The sequence below is a fragment of the Flavobacterium sp. genome (assembly GCF_046296355.1).
Lineage (GTDB): Bacteria > Bacteroidota > Bacteroidia > Flavobacteriales > Flavobacteriaceae > Flavobacterium.
Window position 1 is genome coordinate 392193 of sequence record NZ_JBKBLM010000001.1, and the last position, 21570, is coordinate 413762.

The window sequence follows — 21570 nt, forward strand, 5'->3', positions numbered from 1 at the left end:
AAAAAAACAATATTTCAAGCATAATCTATTAAAATTTAATCACATAAAGATTTATTTTTGTAAACCTAAATTCCGCTATGAATTTCTCTAAATCATTAATCCTTTGGTATTTACAAAACAAGCGCGATTTGCCTTGGCGAAATACCGTCAATCCTTACTTTATATGGTTGTCCGAAATCATGTTGCAACAAACAAGAGTCGCACAAGGATTACCTTATTTTTTGCGTTTTACCGATGCGTTTCCGACCGTTTTTGATTTGGCAAATGCTTCCGAAGAAGAAGTGCTGAAACTCTGGCAAGGTTTGGGTTATTATTCGAGAGCACGGAATTTGCACAAAACAGCCCAACAAGTTGCGTTTGAATTCAACGGAGAATTCCCGAAAAGCTATGCCGAATTGTTAAAACTAAAAGGCATTGGCGAATACACTGCCGCAGCGATTGCGTCGTTCTCTTATAATGAAAGCGTTCCTGTAGTTGATGGGAATGTTTATAGAGTATTGTCGCGTTACTTTGACGTGGAAACCGATATTGCTTCGTCTGGTGCTAAAAAAGAGTTCATCTTGTTAGCCGCTGAATTATTGCCAAAAGGGCAAGCCAATTTGTTCAACCAAGCCATCATGGAATTCGGGGCATTACAATGCACACCCAAAAATCCGGATTGCGGGAATTGTATTTTTAATGGCAGTTGTGCGGCGTTGCAAAAGAAGAAAGTAGCGATGCTTCCGGTGAAATCGAAAAAAGTAAAAGTGAGAACACGTCATTTTAATTACTTGGTTTTTGCTGATGAAGGCGAGAACACTTTACTACAAAAACGCACTCAAAAAGGCATTTGGCACAATTTATATGAGTTTCCGTTATTAGAAACCGAAAGCGAATTAACCGAGAGAGAGTTATTGGAATTGATGCAAAACCAACAATTTGTGACCAATCAAGTGCTGGATATTAATTGGTACAATTCGGAAACGACGGTGCATAAATTGACGCACCAACATTTAAACATCAATTTTTGGAGAATAGGCGTGAAAGGAAAACTTGAAAACGGAATTAACTGGGAATCAGTAAAGAAAATGCCATTTCCAATCGTAATTTTTAATTTTATTGAAAAAGAAAGGTTTTAGTTTTTAAAAAAAATTGTAAATTTGAGGGAAACTAATTAGTAGAAAGATGAACGGGACATTAAATAAAGTGATGCTGATAGGTCACCTTGGTGATGAAGTGAAAATGCACTATTTTGAAGGTGGTAATTGCATCGGGCGTTTTCCTTTGGCTACTAATGAGGTTTACATCAACAAGCAAACAAACGAAAAAATAACGTCGACCGAATGGCACAATTTAGTGGTGCGAAACAAGGCTGCGGAAATTTGTGAAAAATACTTATCCAAAGGCGATAAAATCTACATTGAGGGAAGAATCAAATCGCGCCAATGGCAAGCTGAAGACGGCACTACAAAGTACACTACGGAAATTCAAGTGACAGAATTTACTTTTTTAACCACTAAAAAAGAAGTAGAAGGCGTGAAACCTCCACAAAATTTAGATTCAAAACCGGCGGCTTTTGAAGCGCCTAACTCAGCCAATCCTGAAAATGATTTGCCGTTTTGATATTGTTTAACTAACCTATACAACATTGGACCCCGAGCCCGGTTTAACTTTTCTCGATACTTTAGATGTCAACCTGCTTTTTGGAAGTTTAGGAATTGTTTTCCTGCTGTTTTGTTCGGCTATGGTTTCGGCAGCTGAAGTGGCTTTGTTTTCGCTCTCGCCAAAAGATTTGAGCAAATTGGCCAACGAAAACCAACAAAAAGCCAATTTAATTTCGCGACTTTTACAAAAACCTAAAAAATTATTGGCTACATTATTATTGGCCAATAACTTTGTCAATATTGGTGTGGTAATTATTTTTTCATTTGTAGGGAATTCAATCTTTGCCTCCATTGAATCTCCTTTGATTAAGTTTGTAGTTGAGGTTATTCTAATCACTTTTTTAATCTTACTTTTTGGTGAAGTTTTGCCCAAAGTTTATGCCAGTCGTAACAATGTCAAGTTTGCTATTTGCATGGCACAACCCTTGTATATTTTAGATCAATTGCTTTCGCCAATTAGTTTACCGATGCGCTCAGTTTCAAATTACTTGCATGATAAACTAGGAAGGCAAAAATCAAATATTTCGGTTGACCAATTGTCGCAAGCCTTGGAAATGACCTCAACGGATGACACCACTTCAGATGAACAGAAAATTTTAGAAGGCATAGTTTCTTTTGGAAACACTGATACTAAGCAAGTGATGAGCCCGAGAATTGATATATTTGCGCTCGAAATAGAAGAAACCTTTATTGATATTTATCCTAAAATTGTAGACAAAGGCTATTCTAGAATTCCGATTTACCGAGAAAGCATCGACCAAATTGAAGGCATACTCTTTGTGAAAGATTTGATTCCGCATATTCACAAAAAGGAATTTGATTGGAATGCATTAATGCGCGAGCCGTTTTTTGTGCCCGAGAATAAAAAACTCGACGATTTGCTCAAAGATTTCCAACGCATGAAAAGTCATTTAGCAATTGTAGTCGATGAATATGGTGGCACTTCAGGATTGGTTTCTTTGGAAGATATAATCGAAGAAATTGTGGGTGATATTTCGGATGAGTTTGATGATGAAAACATTAATTTCTCCCAAATTGACGATAAGAATTTCCTTTTTGAGGGCAAAATCAATCTCAAAGACTTCTATCGAATTGTAGCGGTTGATGAAGAAGCTTTTGAAGAGCGAAAAGGAGAAGCGGAAACCTTGGCCGGATTCATTTTGGAAATACTCGGAAATTTTCCGAAAAAAGGGCAAAAAATTCATTTCTCAGGAGTACTATTTACGATAGAAACCGTCGACAAAAAAAGGATTAAACAACTAAAAGTAACGCTTGAATAAAAAATAATGACAAATAAAATAATAGGTTTTTTAACGGTGGTTTTGCTATTAAGTTTTACAGCTTGCAAAGATGATGCGTTACCAAAACCGGCCAGCCAATTGCGATTGGATTATCCGGTAGCGCAATATGCCTCATTTAGTAATCATTGTCCGGTTGCTTTTGACATCAATGAAGATGCCATTATCAAAGAAGATAAAAATTGTGGTTTCTCTATCAATTATCCAAAAATGAAAGCGACCATTTATTTGACGTATAAAACGGTAAACGGCGACATCAATAAATTGTTGAGAGATGCACAAAAATTAACCTATGAACACGTAATCAAAGCCGATGATATTTTGGAACAACCTTATATTAATCCAGATAAGAAAGTATACGGAATGTTTTATCAAGTTAGAGGAAATGCGGCAACCAATGCGCAATTTTATGCTACTGACAGTCTCAAGCATTTTGTAACCGGTTCGGTTTATTTTTATGCTAAGCCCAATTTTGACTCGATTATGCCGGCCGCAGATTACATCAAAAACGACATGCAGCAATTGATGGAAACGATTCAATGGACCCAAGGCCGTTAGGCAGAACGGAGCGGCACGAGCGAAGCGAACTGGCGAAGCAAACTAAATAAAAAAAGGAACTCAATTGAGTTCCTTTTTTGTTTATGCTGCTGCTGTTTTACTTTGCAGCAACTACTTTATAAGTTGTCCCGTCGCCTGTAGCTTCTACCGTTGCAAATAATTTTTCCGGAGTTAAAACCGCGGCATCAAATTCAACAGTGGCTTCTTTTTTGTCAAAATCTACCGTTGCTTTTTGTACGCCGTTCATTTCCGCTAATTCTTTTTCAATGGTTTTGGCACAACCCATTGAACAGGTCATTCCTTCTATTTTAAAACTTGCCGTTTCGGGTTTGGCTGCTACAGCCGGAGCTTTTTGTTCGGTTGCGGTAACTTCTTCCTTGTTGTCATCAGTGGCAGGTTTACTTGCGGTATCTTTACAACTGAGAAGCATGGTTGAGGCGATACCCAAGGTTACTAATGATTTGGTGAAATTCATGGTGTTTGTATTTTTTAATTCTTAATTGCTTGTTTGTGTGGACAAAAATAAATAAAAATTAAAGTTATTATTCTTAAAATAATTACAAAATTTGAAGTCTGATATTTACACATGAAGACGCAACAGTTCAAATGGATTATTTTAATTGTACTTGCCCTAATTTGGGGAAGCTCATTTATTTTAATCAAAAAAGGATTGGTAAGTTTGAATCCGTTTCAATTGGGTTCGCTGCGAATTATTTTTTGTGCTTTGTTTCTTTTGATAATCGGGTTTAAAAATCTGATGACGATTCCGCTACACAAGTGGAAGTTTATAGCATTGACTTCACTATTCGGCACGTTTATACCTGCGTATCTTTTTGCCGTGGCGCAAACCCAAATCAGTAGTTCCGTGAGTTCGATACTCAATTCGTTGACACCTTTAAACACTTTGATTTTGGGAGCGATTGTTTTCGGTTTAGACTTTAAGCGAACCCAAATTATAGGCGTTGTGATTGGTTTTTCCGGAACGATGTTGCTTATTTTTAACGGTGCTTCGCATCATCCGAATCAGAATTATTGGTATACGATTTTGGTGTTGATTGCTTCGATTTGTTATGCAATGAATGTAAATTTCATCAAAAAATACTTATCCGATTTAAAACCTTTAACCATAACGGTTGGAAACTTTTTAGTGATGCTATTTCCGGCTTTAATCGTTTTGTCTTTTACCGATTTCTTTTCGGTAGTTTCTTTGCAAGAAGTCCAACATGCTATGATATTTGTCGCTATTTTGGGCATCATTGGAACCGGAATTGCCAATGTGCTTTTTTATAAATTGATACAGATTTCTTCACCGGTTTTTGCTACATCGGTTACTTATTTGATTCCGGTAGTGGCTTTCTTTTGGGGATTGTTAGACAACGAAATGTTGACACCGGTTCAGTTTATTGGAGCTTTTGTTATTTTGATTGGTGTTTATCTTTCAAGTAAGAAATAAAAAAGACCGCTATTGCTAACGGTCTTTCTTTTAATCTATATAAATTTCAACTATTGAAAATCGGCATCTGAAACGCCTTCGTTGATTTTTACTTCAGACATTTTGATGTCTAATTCGAAACCAACATTCATAATAGTGTTGAAAGGTACTTTAACGCCTTTTACATCTCTGTAATCGTTATAAGAAGTTACTCTGGTTACTTTTTGTCCACCTTGATCTTCTGTGGTTGCTTCGCCTGTTTTTAAACCGGTTTTCACATCAAAGTAATGAGTTGTATCACCATCAACAACGGTGTAAGCATCGCTTCCGTTCATTGGTTCGATACCGGTAACTGTTACGCCGGCTTTGGTTGGCAATAATGTTTCGTTGAACATCACGGCACTTTCTTTCATTTTAGTTAAATCTTCACCTTCTAAAACTTTTTTCTGTCCTTGTTGCATCATGTAACCGGAATCGCCATTAACGACTTGTTTCATTAACGAGCCCATTCCAGCCATTGATAATTCAATCATCATTCTGCCTTTTGAATCAATTTTTGAATTGTAAGACAAAGGCATTGGCGCTTGAGGAATTTTAGTAGAACCAACAGAAGCTATAGATTTTACGGATTTAACCGCTTTGTCTCCACCAATAGCATTGATATAAGCATCAACTACTGTTTTTACAGTTACGCCGGCAGGAATCGGTTTTTTCATAGCCGGTTTTTCAGTAGGAACACCAAATTTATCAAAGTAGAAAATTGGAATTTTTAAGCTTTCCAATCCCGTTAGTACTTCAGAAGCTTTTCCAACTACTAATATTCTTAAGTTATCGGCTAAGAAATATTTGTTTGCTACTCTTTGGATATCTTCAGGAGTAACGGCATTAATGTTTTTGATATAGTTTTCGTAGAAATCAGCCGGTAAACCCTCTGTTTCGATGTTTAAAGCGTAACGAGCCACAGTAGCCGGTTTTTCAACCTGCATTACAAAACGACCCACATATCCTGCTTTTACATTACTTAAAACATCATCAGCTACTCTTTCGGTTCTGATTTTTTTCAACTCATTTAAAGCTTCTACAACGGCACTGTCAGTCACCGCATTTCTAACTTGGGTATTGGCTTTGAAAGTGCTGTATATATTTTTATCGAAACCAACACTTGAGCGTGCACCGTATGTCCAGCCGTGTTTTTCTCTCAAATTCATGTTCAAATAACTGTTGAAATCTCCACCAAAAACTTGGTTAGCCAAGATTACCGGGAAGAAATCAGGATCGCCCATTTTTAAATTCACAGTATTTAAAATAGTGATTTCAGATTGAACAGCGTTAGGCATATCCACAAAGTTAATTTGAGAATATTGAACGTTAGTTGGGTTTGAATAAGTCAATCTTGGCGCCATAGCTTTAGTCCAAGAACCGAATAATTTCGTTACCATTTTCTTTACGTCTTTGGTTTTAACATCACCAACTACTACTAGGTAAGCATTTTCAGGAACGAAATAAGTACTGTAGTTTGTTTTAACATCTGCCAATGAAACATTGTTGATGGTTTCTTCTGATAAATATTCTCCGGCAGGATGGTTTTTGCCATAAGCTAAAACTCTTTCTACTCTTCCGGCTACAGCGGTAACGCTTTTTTCTTGGGTTTTTAAACCTTCGATTAATTTGTCTCTTTCTTTGTCAAATTCTTCTTGAGTGAAGTTAGGCATCAAAGCACCTTCCGCCATCAATTCTAAAATTCTTTTGGAGTGTTTTGACAAACCACTGGCCGAAGCTCCTGAAGAAAAGAAGTTAATATTAGCGCCAAGAAAATCAATTTCTTCATTGAAAGCGTCTTTAGGAGTTTTAGTAGAACCGTTTCCGATTAAGCTACTGGTTAAATCGTCAACCCCTTTTTTGTTGCCTTCAGCATAAGGTGTGTTGTCAATAGTTAAATTGAAAGAAACTCTCGGTAACTTATGGTTTTCAACTACCAAAACTTTTAAGCCGTTTGGCAAAGAGAAAGTCTCAGGTTTTTTGATATTGATAGTCGGCGCCGGACCTGGTTTTGGTTGCGTTCTGTCTTGTGCTTGCATAGTTAAAGTTAAAAACAAGCTTGATAATACTATAATTGTTTTTTTCATGATACTTTGAGTCTTAGTTTTGAGCTTTGTCTTTGGCCGGAACATAATCCAAAATCAAACGTTGATTAGGATTTAAATATTTTTTGGCGGCATCTCTGATTTCTTCACGAGTGATAGTGCGATACATTTCAATTTCGGTGTTAATCAAATTCACATCACCATACAACAAGTAGAATGTGGCTAAGTTTTCAGCTACACCTTCAACGCTGGCATTATTGTCTACATAATTACTTTCGTAAATATTTTGTAGTTTTTGATAGTCTTTCTCTGTGATTAATTCAGTTTGAAGTTTTACAATTTCTTCATCAATTTCACGGATTAAATCAGCCGAAGTATTTTCGCCTTGCGGCATTCCGAAAAGGATGTACTGTCCGTAATCTTCTTGAGAGTAATTGAAAGCGCCTACTTGCAAAGCCATTTTCTTATCGTCAACAATTTTCTTGTACAATTTTGAACTTTTTCCGTTGCTTAAATAAGTAGAAATCATATCCAAAACTCTGGCCTCACGCGTTTTCATTGATGGCGTTCTGTAAGAAGCCACAACCATTTCTTTTTGGATATTTGGGTCTTCGTATCTTGCCTTGATTGTTTCAGTAATTGGCGCTTCAACGAAAGTTTCTTTCTTGATTTCAACACCTCTTGGGATTGGGCCGAAATATTTTTCAATCCATGCTTTAGTTTGCGCAATGTCAATTTGGCCTGCAACAACTAAAACCGCATTGTTTGGGGTATAGAACTTTTTGTTAAAGGCTTGAAATTCCTCTAAAGTTGCAGCATCTAAATGAGCCATTGAGCCAATTGGCGCCCAACGATAAGGGTGATTTTTAAACATGTTTTTCTTCACCTCGGCAATTAATTGCCCGTAAGGTTGGTTGTCAACGCGTAGTCTTTTTTCTTCTTTTACTACTTCGTTTTGGGTGTCAACTCCAATTTGGTTGATTACCGGATGCATTAATCTTTCTGATTCCATCCACAATCCCAATTCGGTGTTGTTAGAAGGGAAAACTTCAAAGTAATACGTTCGGTCTTCTGAAGTGTTGGCGTTGTTTGTTCCTCCGTTAGAAGTTACAATTTTGAACCATTCGCCTCTTTTGATGTTTTCGGTTCCTTCGAATAATAAATGTTCAAAAAAGTGAGCAAATCCTGTTCTTTCAGGGTTTTCATCCTTAGATCCTACGTGGTACATTACTGAGGTAATTACTACGGGTGCTGATGGGTCATTGTGTAAAATTACGTGAAGCCCATTAGGCAAATCGTACTCTTCAAAAGCTACCTTTTGAGCATGCGCTGTTCCTCCAAGCATAAGCAATGAACTTAAAGCAATTAATGATTTTTTCATAAAAAATTGAAATTTTTTCGTTGATTGTTTTGTTAGTTAACTAACCTTTAATTTTGTTACACCAAAAATACTTTTTTTTCTCTAAAATCTTTAGAATTATCCAAATTTCTGTTGCCAAGTCTAATTCCTTGAAGGATAGCGACAAACTTTTTTCAGTATACAGTTGCGTGTAAAAGAAATAGTAGTATATTTGCACACTTAAAAAATTAATTAAACATCATTGTTATGTACGCAATCGTAGAGATAGCAGGGCAACAATTTAAAGTTAGCAAAGACTTAAAGGTTTATGTTCACCGTTTGGCTAATGAAGAAGGTTCAAAAGTTTCTTTTGACAAAGTTCTTTTATTAGACGACAATGGCAACATTACTTTAGGCGCCCCAGCTATAGAAGGTGCTTCAGTAGAAGCCAAAGTGTTACAACACTTAAAAGGAGACAAAGTAATCGTTTTCAAAAAGAAAAGAAGAAAAGGATTCAAGAAAAGAAACGGTCACAGACAGTATCTTACTCAAATTGTAATTGAAGGTATCAGCGCAACCGGCGGTAAAAAAGCGGCTAAAGCTGAGAAAGCTACAGAACCAAAAGCTGAAAAAGCAGCAGCAGAGCCAAAAGCGCCAAAAGCGAAAAAAGCAACTACTGAAGCTCCAGCAACAGAAGAAAACAACTAATATTTAAAACTTATACGTCATGGCTCACAAGAAAGGTGTCGGTAGTTCTAAGAATGGTAGAGAATCAGAATCGAAACGTTTAGGTGTTAAGATTTATGGTGGTCAAGCTGCTATTGCTGGGAATATCATCGTTAGACAAAGAGGTTCTAAACACAATCCGGGAGAAAACGTTTACATGGGTAAAGATCATACCTTACATGCAAAGGTTGCCGGAGTAGTGAAATTCCAAAAGAAATCAGACAACAAATCATTTGTTTCTGTGATCCCTTTTGAGGCGTAAACAAGCTAAGCTTGTATACCTGAAGCCCACTGGGCTTCCTCCTCTTAATATCAAATCTTTCGAAGCATAAGAACAAACTCTTATCAAAATACAAAACCCGATTCATATGAGTCGGGTTTTTTGTTTTAGGAGCGAAACGTTCGAGCTTTCTTGGTTTCCATATTCCCGCTTTTCGCGCTACATGTTAGTTAGCTACAACCTGTCTGCCAGCATGCAGGTCGGGGCTAACTAGGATTTGTCTTATGTGTCTGGAATATCGTCCCAAAAATCACTACAAGGGTTTTGTTCTAATTTTAATTTCAGAATGTATTTCGAAACACAAATTGTGTCAAAATTTCCAAAATTCTTTTTTTGCCACAGATATTGTGTCAAATTTTTAAAAGTAAATTTTTTGACACAGAATTATTAAGGATAAATTGTGTTCAGTATAAATATTTTCTTTACATCAGCCAATAAAAAAACCCTCACTTCTCAGCAAGGGTTTATATCTAATATTTAAAATCTGAAATTTAATATCAGATTAGTATCTATAATACTCAGGTTTGTATGGTCCTTCAACCGCAACGCCAATATAAGCTGCTTGCTCGTCATTTAAAGTTTCCAATTCTACGCCTAATTTAGCCAAGTGTAAAGCCGCTACTTTTTCATCTAAATGTTTTGGTAACATATACACTTCGTTGTTGTAAGCTTCGCTGTTAGTCCACAACTCAATTTGTGCCAAAGTTTGGTTAGTAAATGAATTACTCATTACAAAACTTGGGTGACCGGTTGCACAACCTAAGTTTACCAAACGACCTTCAGCCAAAATAATAATATCATTTCCGTTGATGGTATATTTGTCTACTTGTGGTTTGATTTCAACTTTAGTATTACCATAGTTTGAGTTCAACCAAGCCATGTCAATTTCGTTGTCAAAGTGACCAATGTTACAAACGATAGTTTTGTCTTTCATTTGCTCGAAGTGGCTTCCCATAACGATATCTTTATTTCCTGTAGTAGTAATTACGATATCGGCAGTTTTGATAACCGTGTTTAATTTTTTCACTTCAAAACCGTCCATAGCCGCTTGTAAAGCACAGATTGGATCGATTTCAGTAACGGTAACAATAGAACCTGCACCTCTGAAAGAAGCCGCAGTTCCTTTACCAACATCACCGTAACCACAAACGATTACTCTTTTTCCGGCCAACATAATATCGGTAGCACGACGAACAGCATCTACAGCTGATTCTTTACAACCATATTTGTTGTCAAATTTAGATTTAGTAACCGAGTCATTTACGTTGATAGCCGGCATGAATAACGTTCCGTTTTTCATTCTTTCGTACAAACGGTGAACTCCTGTAGTAGTTTCTTCTGATAAACCTTTGATTCCCGGAATTAATTCAGGGTAACGGTCGAATACCATATTCGTTAAATCTCCACCATCATCCAAAATCATGTTCAATGGTTGTCTGTCTTCACCAAAGAATAAAGTTTGCTCAATACACCAGTCAAAAGACTCTTCATCCAAACCTTTCCAAGCATACACTTGAATTCCCGCAGCAGCAATAGCCGCAGCAGCTTGATCTTGAGTAGAGAAAATGTTACAAGATGACCAAGTAACTTCTGCACCCAAAGCAATTAAGGTTTCAATTAAAACAGCCGTTTGGATAGTCATGTGAAGACATCCGGCAATGCGAGCACCTTTTAAAGGTTGGCTTGCACCATATTCAGCGCGAAGTGCCATTAATCCCGGCATTTCAGCTTCCGCCAATTCAATTTCTTTTCTTCCCCAAGCTGCAAGGTTAATATCCTTAACTTTGTAAGCTACAAAAGGTAATGTTTGTGTACTCATCTATTATGTATATTTGTTTTTTTAAATTGTGGTGCAAAATTACATAATAGGATAGAATTAAAAAAACGTTTTTTACTTTTTTGTGAATTGTTTAGCTACTTAATTTTCTGAAAAACAAACAGATAATTTAAAAATTACCCATGCCGCTACTAAAAATCAAAGCTTTAAACGAAACCACGGATTTATACGTTTGGAAAATCACCGAAACTTTCGATGAACTTTTTCGCAGTGTAACGTTAAAAGATGTTTCCTTAGCCAGAGTAGAAGGCATGAAAGCCGAAAGCCACCAAAAAGGTTTTCTCAGCGTAAGAAGATTGCTGATGGAAGCCGGTTACAATGATTTTGATTTGTATTACGACGAATTTGGAAAGCCACACTTAAAAGATGGCAAACACATTTCCATCTCACATTCTAATGAATTTTCTGTGATTGTAGTCAGTGATGTCAATATCGGTGCCGATTTGGAAATCCTAAAAGACAAAACTGCAAAACTCGCACCCAGATTTATGGATATTTCGCATTTGGTAAACCTTTCTGAAGAAGATTTGTTGAGAAAAGCCACCGTAGTTTGGGGCATCAAAGAATCGGTTTTTAAAATTAAAAACGAAATCGGCATCAGCTTTAAAGACGATATCTTTGAAAGTGATTTTAACTTGGCGGATAAAAAATGTACCGTCGAATTGCGGTTCAATAACAAAGTAGAAAACTTTGACATCCTTTTTGATTTTATCGAAAACTATGTCTTTGTCTGCGCTTTTAACTCCGTTCCGTTCGGCTTTGCCTCGGGTGAAAAGAAATAATGAAGAACATTTACCAAGAAATACGCCAAGCTAAATCCGATAATCAAAAGTTATTAGCCATTCTTCTCGATCCTGATAAATTGGATTTAGAAAAAGCGACCGATTTAGTGACTAAAATCAATCAATCGCCGGCAACCCACATTTTAGTTGGTGGAAGTTCGTTTGAAGGCAATCATTTAGACGAATTGGTTATTTTGCTTAAACAAAAAACAAGTTTGCCAATACTGCTGTTTCCCGGAAATTCAACCCAAATTTCCGCCGAAGCCGATGGTATTTTGTTTTTGCAATTATTATCCGGTAGAAATCCGGAGTATTTAATTGAACACCAAATTGACGCGGTTCCCCTTTTAGAAAAAACCAATTTAGAAATCATCTCAACCGGCTATATTCTTATTGAAAGCGGAAACGAAACTGCTGTAGAAAGAGTCAGCAAAACCAAACCATTAGACCGAAATAACTTCGATTACGCAGCACAAACCGCTAAAGCCGGAGAGTACATCGGAAACAAATTAATTTACCTCGAAGCCGGAAGCGGTGCACAAAAAGCCGTTCCTTTAGAAATGATTGCAACCGTTTCAAAGAGAATTACTGTGCCGTTGATTGTTGGCGGCGGTATTCGTTCCAAAAACGGAATCGAAGAAGCCTTTACAGCCGGCGCCGACATGGTCGTTATCGGAACGGCATTTGAAAATGACTTAAACTTTTTTGACTAATGCTCGAATTTTTATTTTCCCAATATAAAAGCTATCCAACACACGAAATTGTATTGGAGTTGGTAGCTATATTTTTCGGATTATTGAGTGTATGGTTTGCCAAAAAAGACAATGTTTGGGTATTTCCTACCGGAATAATTAATACGACGATTTATGTTTATTTATTGTGGAAATGGTCATTGTTGGGCGATATGATGATTAATTTTTACTATGACATCATGAGTATTTACGGGTGGTATTATTGGACAAGAAAAAAAGATAACGTAGTGGAATATCCTATTTCAAGAATGACTTTGTCAGAAAAGAAATGGTCAATCATCATATTTGTGTTAACTATTCTTTTTGTGGTCACCGTTTACACAATTTTTGATAAATTTACCCACTGGACATCCTATGCTGATACATTCGTAACGGGAATTTTCTTTGTGGGAATGTGGCTGATGGCCAAACGAAAAATAGAGAATTGGATTTTGTGGATTATTGGTGATGTTATTTCTATCCCGATGTATTTTGCCAAAGGCTATTCGTTTACCAGTATCCAATATTTAATTTTTACAATCATTGCCATTTACGGCTATTTAGAATGGAAGAGAACTTTACAAGAAAAGAAAGCTTAGCCAAGAAATACGGATTTACCTCGACCGACTTTGAACAAATCAAAGCGCAAGGTATTTCTTTGGATAAAATTGAAGGCGAACTTTTGTTGTTTCAATCCGGAATTCCTAAAATTTACTTGGAAAGACCTGCCATGATTGACGACGGAATTGTAAAATTGACAATCGAAGAATTCCAAAAACAAGCTTCTTTTTTTGACCAAAATAAATCCAATCTTAAGCTGAAAAAATTTGTTCCGGCTTCCGGTGCGGCCAGTAGGATGTTTAAATTTTTGAACGAGTTTTTAATCGAATTCGACCACGAAAACGAAACCATTAATGCTTACATCAACCGAAAAAAAGACAAGAATTTACCAATTTTTTTGGCCGGAATAGAAAAATTTGCTTTCTACGACGAAATAAAATCTAAACTTAAAACCCTTCATCCCAATTACTATTCGCTGGAAACCCACGAGAAAAGTTATCACTTCATTAAATTGATGTTGGCCACCGATTCTTTTGATTTTGCCAACAAACCCAAAGCGGTGCTGGATTTTCATAAATATGCTGATCATATCGCTACACCGGTTGAGGAACATTTGAACGAATGTGCTTTTTATGCCACATCCAATTCGGTTTCCCATTTGCATTTTACGGTTTCTGAAAATCATGAAGTTTTGTTTCAAAAGATTATTAATGCCGTAAAAACCAAAGTCGAATCAAAATCGAATACCGAGTTAAATGTCACTTATTCGTATCAGGATAAAAGTACGGATACTATTGCGGTCAATCAGGACAACCAACCGTTTCGTGATGAAAAGGGAGAATTAACTTTCCGTCCGGGCGGACATGGCGCACTGATTAATAATTTGAATAATCTGGATGCTGATGTCATTTTTATCAAAAACATCGACAATGTAATTCAAAATCACATCGAAGAAATTACCCTTTACAAAAAAGGTTTAGCGGGCATTTTATTAGATTTACAAGAGCAGGTTTTCCAAATTCTAAAGGCTATTGATAACAAAGATTTGAAAGAAGAAAATATAGCAACTACAATCGATTTCATGAAGCAAAAGCTGAATATTGATGTGTTGGAAGACTTCTATAAATATACTTTAGACAATAAAATTGACTTCATTAAAAACAAATTAAACCGACCGATTCGCATTTGTGGTATGGTAAAAAACGAAGGCGAACCCGGCGGTGGACCATTTTGGGTAAGAAGTTTTAAAGGCAATGTTTCGTTACAAATTGTTGAAAGTTCTCAAGTGGATAGCCACAATGCAGAACAACATGAGATTATGGCCAAATCGACTCATTTCAATCCGGTGGATTTGGTTTGTGCCATCAAAAACTATCAAGGAAAAAAGTTTGATTTGAACCAATTTGTTGACCACAGCACGGGTTTTATTGTGCACAAAAACAACAGAGGCAAAGACATCAAAGGCTACGAATTACCGGGATTGTGGAATGGCGCCATGGCCAAATGGATAACCGTTTTTGTCGAAGTGCCTTTGGTTACTTTCAATCCTGTGAAAACAGTCAATGACTTGCTTAAACCGGCACACCAACCCCAATATGAAAACTGATATAATCCTAACAGAACTTCAATTTAAGGCTGTAAGAAGTTCGGGTGCAGGCGGACAAAACGTCAATAAAGTTTCTTCTAAAGTGGTGTTGACTTTTGATTTAAAAAATTCACAAGCACTTACAGTCGAAGAAAAAGAATGGCTTTTGGATAAATTGGACAACCGATTAACTTCGGAACAAATTTTAATCCTCAACTGCGACGAAGACCGAAGCCAACTCAAAAACAAAACCATAGTGACCAAACGCTTTTTGGAACTAATCAATAAATCTCTAATTGTTCCGAAGAAAAGAAAAGCGACTAAAATTCCGCGTTCAGTCATCGAAAAAAGAATCAAAGCCAAACGCAATCTTTCCGAAATCAAGCAGAACAGAAGGAAACCACATTTTTAAAATTTAATATTCTAATAATCTTTCTTACCTTTGCCTCGTCTCAAAGGGGTGCTCTAAATAACGAGCTGAGATTATACCCAACGAACCTGGAACAGGTAATGCTGTTTAGGGATTAGATAAGACAAAAGTGCACGTTTGTCCTGTCGAGAGTATCAATTTAATTTTTAACCAAGAATAATTACCCCTTTTATTCGTAAAATGTTACGAATGAAAATTTTATTCAATTTACGATTTACGAAGTACAACGTACGCAGTAAAATCATTTTTCCTATTGCCTATTGCCTAATGCCCATTGCCTCTTTCTCTCAGGAAAAGCAACAAGACACCACCAAAGTCAACCAGCTCGAAGAAGTCACGGTTTCGGCGGTTAGGGCGAAAGGCAAAAATCCAATTACTTTTACTAATCTTTCCAAGAAAGAAATCGCCCCTCGAAATTTAGGGCAAGACATTCCCATTTTACTCAATTATCTACCGTCAGTAGTAACCACTACCGATGCCGGAAATGGTGTTGGCTACACTTACATGAGGGTTCGTGGCGCTGATGGTTCGCGAATCAACGTGACTTTAAACGGCATTCCGTTTAACGACAGCGAAAGTCAAGGCACTTTTTTTGTCAATTTGCCCGATTTTGCTTCGTCTCTGGAAAGTATCCAATTGCAGCGCGGCGTTGGAACATCCACCAATGGCGCAGGAGCTTTTGGCGCGAGTTTGAACATGCAAACCAAATCCTATCAGGAAAAAGCATATGCTGAAATTGCAAATTCAGCCGGAAGTTTCGGCACTCGTAAACACACTTTAGGATTTGGAACCGGTTTGCATAATAATTTTGAAATGAATGCCCGATTTTCCAATATCGCTTCCGATGGTTTTATTGACCGAGCTTCTTCCAATTTGTTCGGGTATTTTTTTAATGCCAATTATGTAACCAAAACTACTTTGATTAAAGCCTTAGCTTTTGGCGGAAAAGAAAAAACATATCAGGCTTGGTATGGAATTGAAGATCCTGAAAAATTGGCAAATGACAGAACGTTCAATCCGGCAGGAATGTATTTTGACGAAAACGGCGATATGCAATTCTATGACGACGAAACCGATAATTATACCCAAAATCATTTTCAATTGCATTGGTCCGAAAAGTGGTCTGAAAAATGGATTACCAACACCGCATTGCATTACACCATAGGAAAAGGCTATTTTGAACAATACAAAGAAGACGAAACTTTAGCCGATTACAATTTGCCCGATTTTGAAGGCAATGCCATTTCCGATTTGGTTCGAAAAAGATGGTTGGATAACGACTTTTTCGGCGCTACTTTTTCGTTGAATTATAAAACTGCCAAAACCGATGTTTTAATCGGCGGAGCGGCCAATAGGTATTTGGGAGACCATTATGGAGAAGTGGTTTGGACGCAGTATTATGTGCCCAATGAAAATCGGTATTACAACAATATAGGCAATAAAGATGATGTGAATTTTTATGCCAAAGCGGCTCAGCAAATGGGCAAACTCAATGTTTTTGCCGATTTACAGTACCGAATGGTTTTTTACGAAGCCACTAGTTTTCGATTTAGCGATGTAAATGATACGTTTCGTTTTTTCAATCCAAAAGTAGGTTTGAATTATGATTTAAATGACAAAAACTCGTTTTACGGTTATTTTGGCGTGGCCAATAAAGAACCAAGACGTGATGATTATGAAAGCGGAAGTGTAAAACCGGAGCGTTTATTTGATTATGAATTGGGCTGGAAATATAATGCCAAAAAAGTAAAAATTTCTGCCAATATCTTTTACATGAACTATCTGGATCAATTGGTGTTGACAGGCGCTTTAAACGATGTTGGGTCACCCATTTTTACCAATAGCGGTAAAAGTTATCGCGTAGGTTTAGAAATAGAATCAGTGATTGCACTGACAGACAAATTGATTTTGAGCCCAAACATTACGCTGAGCCAAAATAAAAATCGTGATTTTAACTTTCAAAGAGATGGTGTTTTGCAAAATTTAGGCAATACTGATATCGCTTTTTCACCCAATGTGATTGTCGGAAACAGTATCGCTTTTTTACCTGTAAAAGACTTTCAAATTGCGCTGTTGTCAAAATTTGTTGGGGAACAATACATGGGCAATATCGCTTCAGAAAATTCAAAACTTGAGGCTTATTTTGTCAATGATTTGAATGCCTCTTATGAATGGAGAATCAACAAAGGAGTAAAGTCGATTATTTTTTCAGCCCTGGTCAACAATTTATTCGATTTGGAATATGAATCCAATGGTTATTTCTACACTTACGATGACGATTGGAGCAATCCGGGAAGTGTTACGACGCTAGAAGGTGCCGGATTTTATCCGCAAGCCGGGATAAATTTTTTAGCCGGATTGACTTTGAAATTCTAAAAATAAAAGCCGAACAATTTTGTTCGGCTTTTATTTAGTTGGTAATTATTAAAGTACCACCATTGATGTCAACACGATATTGTTTCATTGGATATTGTTGGCCCGGACTTTGACCCGAAAACAAATTGTAAACAGTATCATCACAATCGCAAGTGGCTTCAATACCGCTAATGCTCATTGGCGTAGTACAAGAGGCGAAAGCCTGATTAGGACAAGCCAAATCAAAAGCTACAAATCCGCTGCCATTATTGAAAACCACGATGCCTCTGGCACCTTGAGAATAATCAACAATGTGATTGCTCGGAAACTGCAAATTGCTATAGCCCGGCAAACTCATGTTGATTTGCAAATAAACTGTATAATTCGGAATGTTCGGATTGCGGTTATTAATGGTGCCACTGTCACAACTGTAAATAAAAGGCATCAAGAATAATAGGATGATTATCTTTTTCATGTAAATTTATTGAATTACTATAGCGAAACAAATTTAATTTAATTAACTTTGACATACGTTATACAACGTAAACAAATTTGAAATAAGTTTAAAAATAATATCTTTGCAAAAAGAAATCCCGTTGCGATGGGATTTTTTCTATTTATATAAATGATGAAATTATGAGTACAGTATCGTATTACACGGCAGAAGGATTAAAGAAATTGAAGGACGAATTAGAACAACTTAAAAGTATAGAAAGACCAAAAGCTTCTCAAGCTATAGCGGAAGCCAGAGATAAAGGCGATTTATCAGAGAATGCAGAATATGACGCAGCCAAGGAAGCACAAGGAATGTTGGAGATGAGAATTGCCAAAATGGAAGAAGTATATTCTAACGCCAGATTGATTGATGAATCACAATTAGACGTTTCCAAAGCCTTGGTTTTATCCAATGTAAAAATCAAAAACCAAGCGAATGGCATGGAGATGAAGTACACTTTGGTAGCCGAAAGTGAAGCCGATTTAAAAACCGGAAAAATCTCGGTGAGTTCTCCAATTGGTAGAGGTTTATTAGGAAAAAAAGTAGGCGAAATAGCTGAAATTAGTGTGCCAAACGGCAAATTAAATTTTGAAATTTTAGAAATCTCCCGAGACTAAAATGAGTTCCATATTTACCAAAATAGTCAACGGAGAAATTCCTGCTTACAAGATAGCCGAAGACGACAACTATTTAGCGTTTTTAGATGTTAATCCTAATGCCAAAGGACATACACTTTGTATTCCGAAACAGGAAATCAACAAGATTTTCGACATGGAAGAGGAACACTATTTAGGCTTAATGAAATTTGCTCGAAAAGTGGCCCAAGCCGTTGAAAAAACGGTTCCGTGCAAGCGTATTGGCGTGGCTGTAGTTGGTCTGGAAGTGCCGCATGTTCATGTGCATTTGATTCCGCTTCACGATATGGATGACATGCGTTTCCAACGAAAAGTGTCTTTGACCAAAGAAGAGTTTGAAGATTTAGCGAAAGCCATCCAAATCAATTTGTAATTAAATTTTACTTAAAGTAGCATATCCCTGCAGAGTTTTAAAATTTGGCAGGGTTTTTTATAGGGAATAATCATGAGAAACAGTTTAATTCTTTTTGTGCTCTTTTGTACTCAGCTTTCCTTTGGGCAAGCTACCAATGAGTATTTCATGTTGGACAAGAAAATGACTCAAATTCCGGATAGTTTGACCACAACTAGCAGCGGAATAGCACGTTTTATTGATGCCAATTTCAAAACGGAAAGCGAAAAAATCAGGGCTGTTTTTTACTGGACAACGACCAACATCAGTTATGATGTGCCCAATATGTTTGAGCCAAACCAATTGGATTCTCCCGAGGAAAAAATAGAGAAAACCTTAAAATCACGAAAAGGTGTCTGTATTCACTATGCCGAAGTTTTTAAAGATATCGCCAATAAATTAGCGCTCAAAACTTATCTCATTTCGGGTTATACCAAACAGTTGGGTCAGGTTGCGCCCATTTCTCATGCTTGGGTTGCTTCGAAAATAGACGGCAAGTGGTTTTTGTTTGACCCAACTTGGGGTGCAGGATATGTTGATAAACAAAAATTCAACAAAAAGCTGAACAACAGTTACTTCAAAGTGGAACCCAAAAAAATGATCACCACCCATATACCGTTTGATTATTTGTGGCAATTTTCAAGTTCACCATGGACCAATCAGGAGTTTTATGATGGTAAAGAAGCGGTCAATAAAGCCAAAACCAATTTCGATTACCAAACAGAACTTGATAAATACGAAAAATTATCCGAGTCAGATAAAGCCTTTCAAGCGGCGGCGAGGGTTGAAAAAAATGGTTTTAAAAACAATTTGATTGTGCAACACCATACTTATTTGAAGAATCAGTTTACTGCGTTAACCCAAAACAAAAACATTGAAAAATTGAACGATGTGGTAGCCCAATACAACGAAGCTATCGGTTATTTTAATGATTTTGTGTTTTACAGACAGCGAGGTTTTAAACCGGCGATTTCCGATGATGAAATGAGAAATATGATGAAGACCATCAAAGACAAATTCAACAAATGCAGTGATGATGTTTACCGAGTGGGTTCGGTAGGAAGTCAAAATAGCACCATGCTTTCCGATTTGAAAAGAAATATCAGCCAAATCATGATTGAAGTTAACAAACAAGAAGCTTTTCTCAATGAATATTTGAGCAAAACCAAAATTGGCAGGAAATTGATGTTGTCAAAGCAGCGTTAAGTGATTTTTTGCCATTTTTTAAAGGAAACTTGCATAGTGGTTCCTTTGTCAATCTCTGAATGCAGCACTTTTATTTTCCCTTTGTGGTATTCCTCTACTATCCTTTTAGTTAAAGACAAGCCCAAACCCCAGCCACGTCTTTTGGTCGTAAAACCGGGTTCGAAAACACGTTTGAATTGGTTTTTAGGAATGCCTTTTCCGGTGTCGGAAACCAAGATTTTCACATAAGTATTATCGCTTTCAATGACTACCGAAAGTTTGCCTCGTCCTTTCATGGCATCGATGGCATTTTTGACTAAGTTTTCAACTGTCCAACTGTGTAATGCCGGATTGAGTGAAACCATAATGGGTTTTTTAGGCGCTTTGAAAGAGAATTCGACTTGCTTGGAAAATCTTGACCGCAAGTAATCAAATGACTGTTCGGTTTCTTCGATGATGTTGCGTTTTTCCAATATGGGTTCGGAACCGATTTTTGAAAATCTATCCGTGATGGTTTGCAATCGGGTGATGTCTTTTTCAATTTCAACAATTGTTGTCTCGGCGACATTATCGGCTTTCATGATTTCGAGCCAACCGATTAAAGAAGACAATGGTGTGCCTATTTGGTGTGCGGTTTCCTTCGCCATTCCGGCCCAAAGTTTGTTTTGCGTGGCCATTTTGGTACTGCGGTAAAAGTTGTACACCAAGCCACCAAAAAGAAAAATAATCAGCAACAAAGCCACCGGATAGTATTTCAGTTTATTCAATAAAGAGGAATCACCATAATATAAACTATGTGTTCGACCTTCTGAGATTTTCATGACAATAGGGTCATTTTGATTTTTTAGTTTTTGTAAAAAACTCTTTAGTTTGGTTTTGTCTTTCAGAATATCTTCATCAATATTCTTGGTGTTGATGATAGAATCTTTTTCGGTAACAATAATAGGAATAGTAGCGGTTTGAATAATCTGTAAGGGCAAATCAACATCGGTATATTCGTTGGCGTTGATTAAGGTTTCCTGAGATTTCGCCCAAAGTTCCATCTTCAAACGTTCCTCATTTTTAAAGATTTGGAAAAAAGAATACGTATTCCAAAGAATTAAAGCCACGATGACAAAGGAAGCCATAATGATAATCCAACGGGTGGTGTTTCTTTTTTCGGAAAACTGCATGCTGAAATTTTTTATAAATATAGACAAAACCGCCAAAAGTGCAAGACGAT

General features: G+C 36.9%; 22 protein-coding genes and 1 riboswitch. Of the genes, 16 read left to right on the forward strand and 6 right to left on the reverse strand.

Features of this window, described 5'->3' with window-relative positions:
• The first annotated feature begins 77 nt into the window (after positions 1 to 77).
• The 4 genes from mutY to gldD are packed head-to-tail and all read left to right on the forward strand — an operon-like array spanning position 78 to position 3499.
• Complete coding sequence (gene mutY / locus ACK4HO_RS01825; protein WP_409661729.1) at positions 78 to 1118, forward strand: A/G-specific adenine glycosylase; 1041 nt, start codon at positions 78 to 80, stop codon at positions 1116 to 1118.
• A 46-nt stretch (positions 1119 to 1164) separates the two neighbouring features.
• The gene (locus tag ACK4HO_RS01830) at positions 1165 to 1602 is read left to right on the forward strand and encodes a single-stranded DNA-binding protein (RefSeq protein ID WP_409661732.1); all 438 of its coding nucleotides are present in this window, start codon (positions 1165 to 1167) and stop codon (positions 1600 to 1602) included.
• 25 nt (positions 1603 to 1627) lie between these two features.
• Entirely contained in the window at positions 1628 to 2923 is a 1296-nt protein-coding gene (locus tag ACK4HO_RS01835; protein WP_409661734.1) for a gliding motility-associated protein GldE, read from the forward strand.
• Positions 2924 to 2929: 6 nt separating this feature from the next.
• Positions 2930 to 3499 carry a gliding motility lipoprotein GldD gene (gene gldD, locus ACK4HO_RS01840; RefSeq protein ID WP_409661736.1) on the forward strand — a complete coding sequence of 190 codons (570 nt, stop codon included), beginning with the start codon at positions 2930 to 2932 and terminating at the stop codon, positions 3497 to 3499.
• Between the two features lie 97 nt (positions 3500 to 3596).
• On the opposite strand, the gene ACK4HO_RS01845 is transcribed toward gldD, so the two are convergent.
• A complete protein-coding gene (locus ACK4HO_RS01845) occupies positions 3597 to 3974 on the reverse strand; it encodes a heavy-metal-associated domain-containing protein (protein ID WP_409661738.1) in 378 nt (125 codons plus the stop codon).
• Between the two features lie 111 nt (positions 3975 to 4085).
• Between ACK4HO_RS01845 and ACK4HO_RS01850 the strand changes: the two genes are divergently transcribed.
• Complete coding sequence (locus ACK4HO_RS01850; protein ID WP_409661741.1) at positions 4086 to 4952, forward strand: DMT family transporter; 867 nt, start codon at positions 4086 to 4088, stop codon at positions 4950 to 4952.
• A 50-nt stretch (positions 4953 to 5002) separates the two neighbouring features.
• On the opposite strand, the gene ACK4HO_RS01855 is transcribed toward ACK4HO_RS01850, so the two are convergent.
• Positions 5003 to 7057: a M16 family metallopeptidase gene (locus ACK4HO_RS01855; RefSeq protein WP_409661743.1), complete on the reverse strand. Its 2055-nt coding sequence runs from the start codon at positions 7055 to 7057 to the stop codon at positions 5003 to 5005.
• 13 nt (positions 7058 to 7070) lie between these two features.
• Positions 7071 to 8396: a M16 family metallopeptidase gene (locus tag ACK4HO_RS01860; protein ID WP_409661746.1), complete on the reverse strand. Its 1326-nt coding sequence runs from the start codon at positions 8394 to 8396 to the stop codon at positions 7071 to 7073.
• Between the two features lie 225 nt (positions 8397 to 8621).
• Here ACK4HO_RS01860 and rplU point away from each other — a divergent pair, with 225 nt between their 5' ends.
• Positions 8622 to 9062, forward strand: coding sequence for a 50S ribosomal protein L21 (gene rplU / locus ACK4HO_RS01865; RefSeq protein WP_121311977.1), 441 nt, complete (start codon positions 8622 to 8624; stop codon positions 9060 to 9062).
• 19 nt (positions 9063 to 9081) lie between these two features.
• Positions 9082 to 9342, forward strand: coding sequence for a 50S ribosomal protein L27 (rpmA, locus tag ACK4HO_RS01870; RefSeq protein ID WP_121311976.1), 261 nt, complete (start codon positions 9082 to 9084; stop codon positions 9340 to 9342).
• Positions 9343 to 9862: 520 nt separating this feature from the next.
• On the opposite strand, the gene ahcY is transcribed toward rpmA, so the two are convergent.
• Entirely contained in the window at positions 9863 to 11179 is a 1317-nt protein-coding gene (gene ahcY / locus ACK4HO_RS01875) for an adenosylhomocysteinase (RefSeq protein ID WP_409661750.1), read from the reverse strand.
• 140 nt (positions 11180 to 11319) lie between these two features.
• On the opposite strand from ahcY, the gene ACK4HO_RS01880 reads away from it, so the two are divergent.
• The 6 genes from ACK4HO_RS01880 (at position 11320) to ACK4HO_RS01905 (ending at position 17662) form a co-directional block, all read left to right on the forward strand.
• The gene (locus ACK4HO_RS01880) at positions 11320 to 11979 is read left to right on the forward strand and encodes a 4'-phosphopantetheinyl transferase family protein (RefSeq protein WP_409661753.1); all 660 of its coding nucleotides are present in this window, start codon (positions 11320 to 11322) and stop codon (positions 11977 to 11979) included.
• Positions 11979 to 12692, forward strand: coding sequence for a geranylgeranylglyceryl/heptaprenylglyceryl phosphate synthase (locus tag ACK4HO_RS01885; protein ID WP_409661755.1), 714 nt, complete (start codon positions 11979 to 11981; stop codon positions 12690 to 12692). The genes ACK4HO_RS01880 and ACK4HO_RS01885 overlap by 1 nt, the downstream gene beginning before the upstream one ends.
• On the forward strand, positions 12692 to 13309 hold the full coding sequence (gene pnuC / locus ACK4HO_RS01890; protein ID WP_409661758.1) for a nicotinamide riboside transporter PnuC: 618 nt from the start codon (positions 12692 to 12694) through the stop codon (positions 13307 to 13309). The genes ACK4HO_RS01885 and pnuC overlap by 1 nt, the downstream gene beginning before the upstream one ends.
• Positions 13276 to 14877 carry a DUF4301 family protein gene (locus ACK4HO_RS01895; protein WP_409661761.1) on the forward strand — a complete coding sequence of 534 codons (1602 nt, stop codon included), beginning with the start codon at positions 13276 to 13278 and terminating at the stop codon, positions 14875 to 14877. Before pnuC ends, ACK4HO_RS01895 begins: the two co-directional genes overlap by 34 nt.
• Positions 14867 to 15268 (forward strand): alternative ribosome rescue aminoacyl-tRNA hydrolase ArfB, encoded by a 402-nt coding sequence (arfB, locus tag ACK4HO_RS01900; RefSeq protein ID WP_409661764.1) that lies wholly within the window; start codon positions 14867 to 14869, stop codon positions 15266 to 15268. The genes ACK4HO_RS01895 and arfB overlap by 11 nt, the downstream gene beginning before the upstream one ends.
• Before the next feature lie 35 nt (positions 15269 to 15303).
• Positions 15304 to 15397, forward strand: a riboswitch (TPP riboswitch).
• 78 nt (positions 15398 to 15475) lie between these two features.
• Entirely contained in the window at positions 15476 to 17662 is a 2187-nt protein-coding gene (locus tag ACK4HO_RS01905; RefSeq protein ID WP_409661767.1) for a TonB-dependent receptor, read from the forward strand.
• Between the two features lie 34 nt (positions 17663 to 17696).
• On the opposite strand, the gene ACK4HO_RS01910 is transcribed toward ACK4HO_RS01905, so the two are convergent.
• Entirely contained in the window at positions 17697 to 18116 is a 420-nt protein-coding gene (locus ACK4HO_RS01910; protein WP_409661770.1) for a hypothetical protein, read from the reverse strand.
• Between the two features lie 161 nt (positions 18117 to 18277).
• Here ACK4HO_RS01910 and greA point away from each other — a divergent pair, with 161 nt between their 5' ends.
• From greA to ACK4HO_RS01925, 3 genes are all read left to right on the forward strand, one after another.
• Positions 18278 to 18754, forward strand: coding sequence for a transcription elongation factor GreA (gene greA, locus ACK4HO_RS01915; protein WP_409661772.1), 477 nt, complete (start codon positions 18278 to 18280; stop codon positions 18752 to 18754).
• 1 nt (position 18755) lies between these two features.
• Positions 18756 to 19145: an HIT family protein gene (locus tag ACK4HO_RS01920; RefSeq protein WP_409661775.1), complete on the forward strand. Its 390-nt coding sequence runs from the start codon at positions 18756 to 18758 to the stop codon at positions 19143 to 19145.
• Between the two features lie 72 nt (positions 19146 to 19217).
• The gene (locus ACK4HO_RS01925) at positions 19218 to 20369 is read left to right on the forward strand and encodes a transglutaminase domain-containing protein (protein ID WP_409661778.1); all 1152 of its coding nucleotides are present in this window, start codon (positions 19218 to 19220) and stop codon (positions 20367 to 20369) included.
• Here ACK4HO_RS01925 and ACK4HO_RS01930 read toward each other — a convergent pair.
• Entirely contained in the window at positions 20366 to 21520 is a 1155-nt protein-coding gene (locus tag ACK4HO_RS01930) for a sensor histidine kinase (protein WP_409661781.1), read from the reverse strand. The two genes, ACK4HO_RS01925 and ACK4HO_RS01930, sit on opposite strands and share 4 nt — an antisense overlap.
• Between the last annotated feature and the right edge of the window lie 50 nt (positions 21521 to 21570).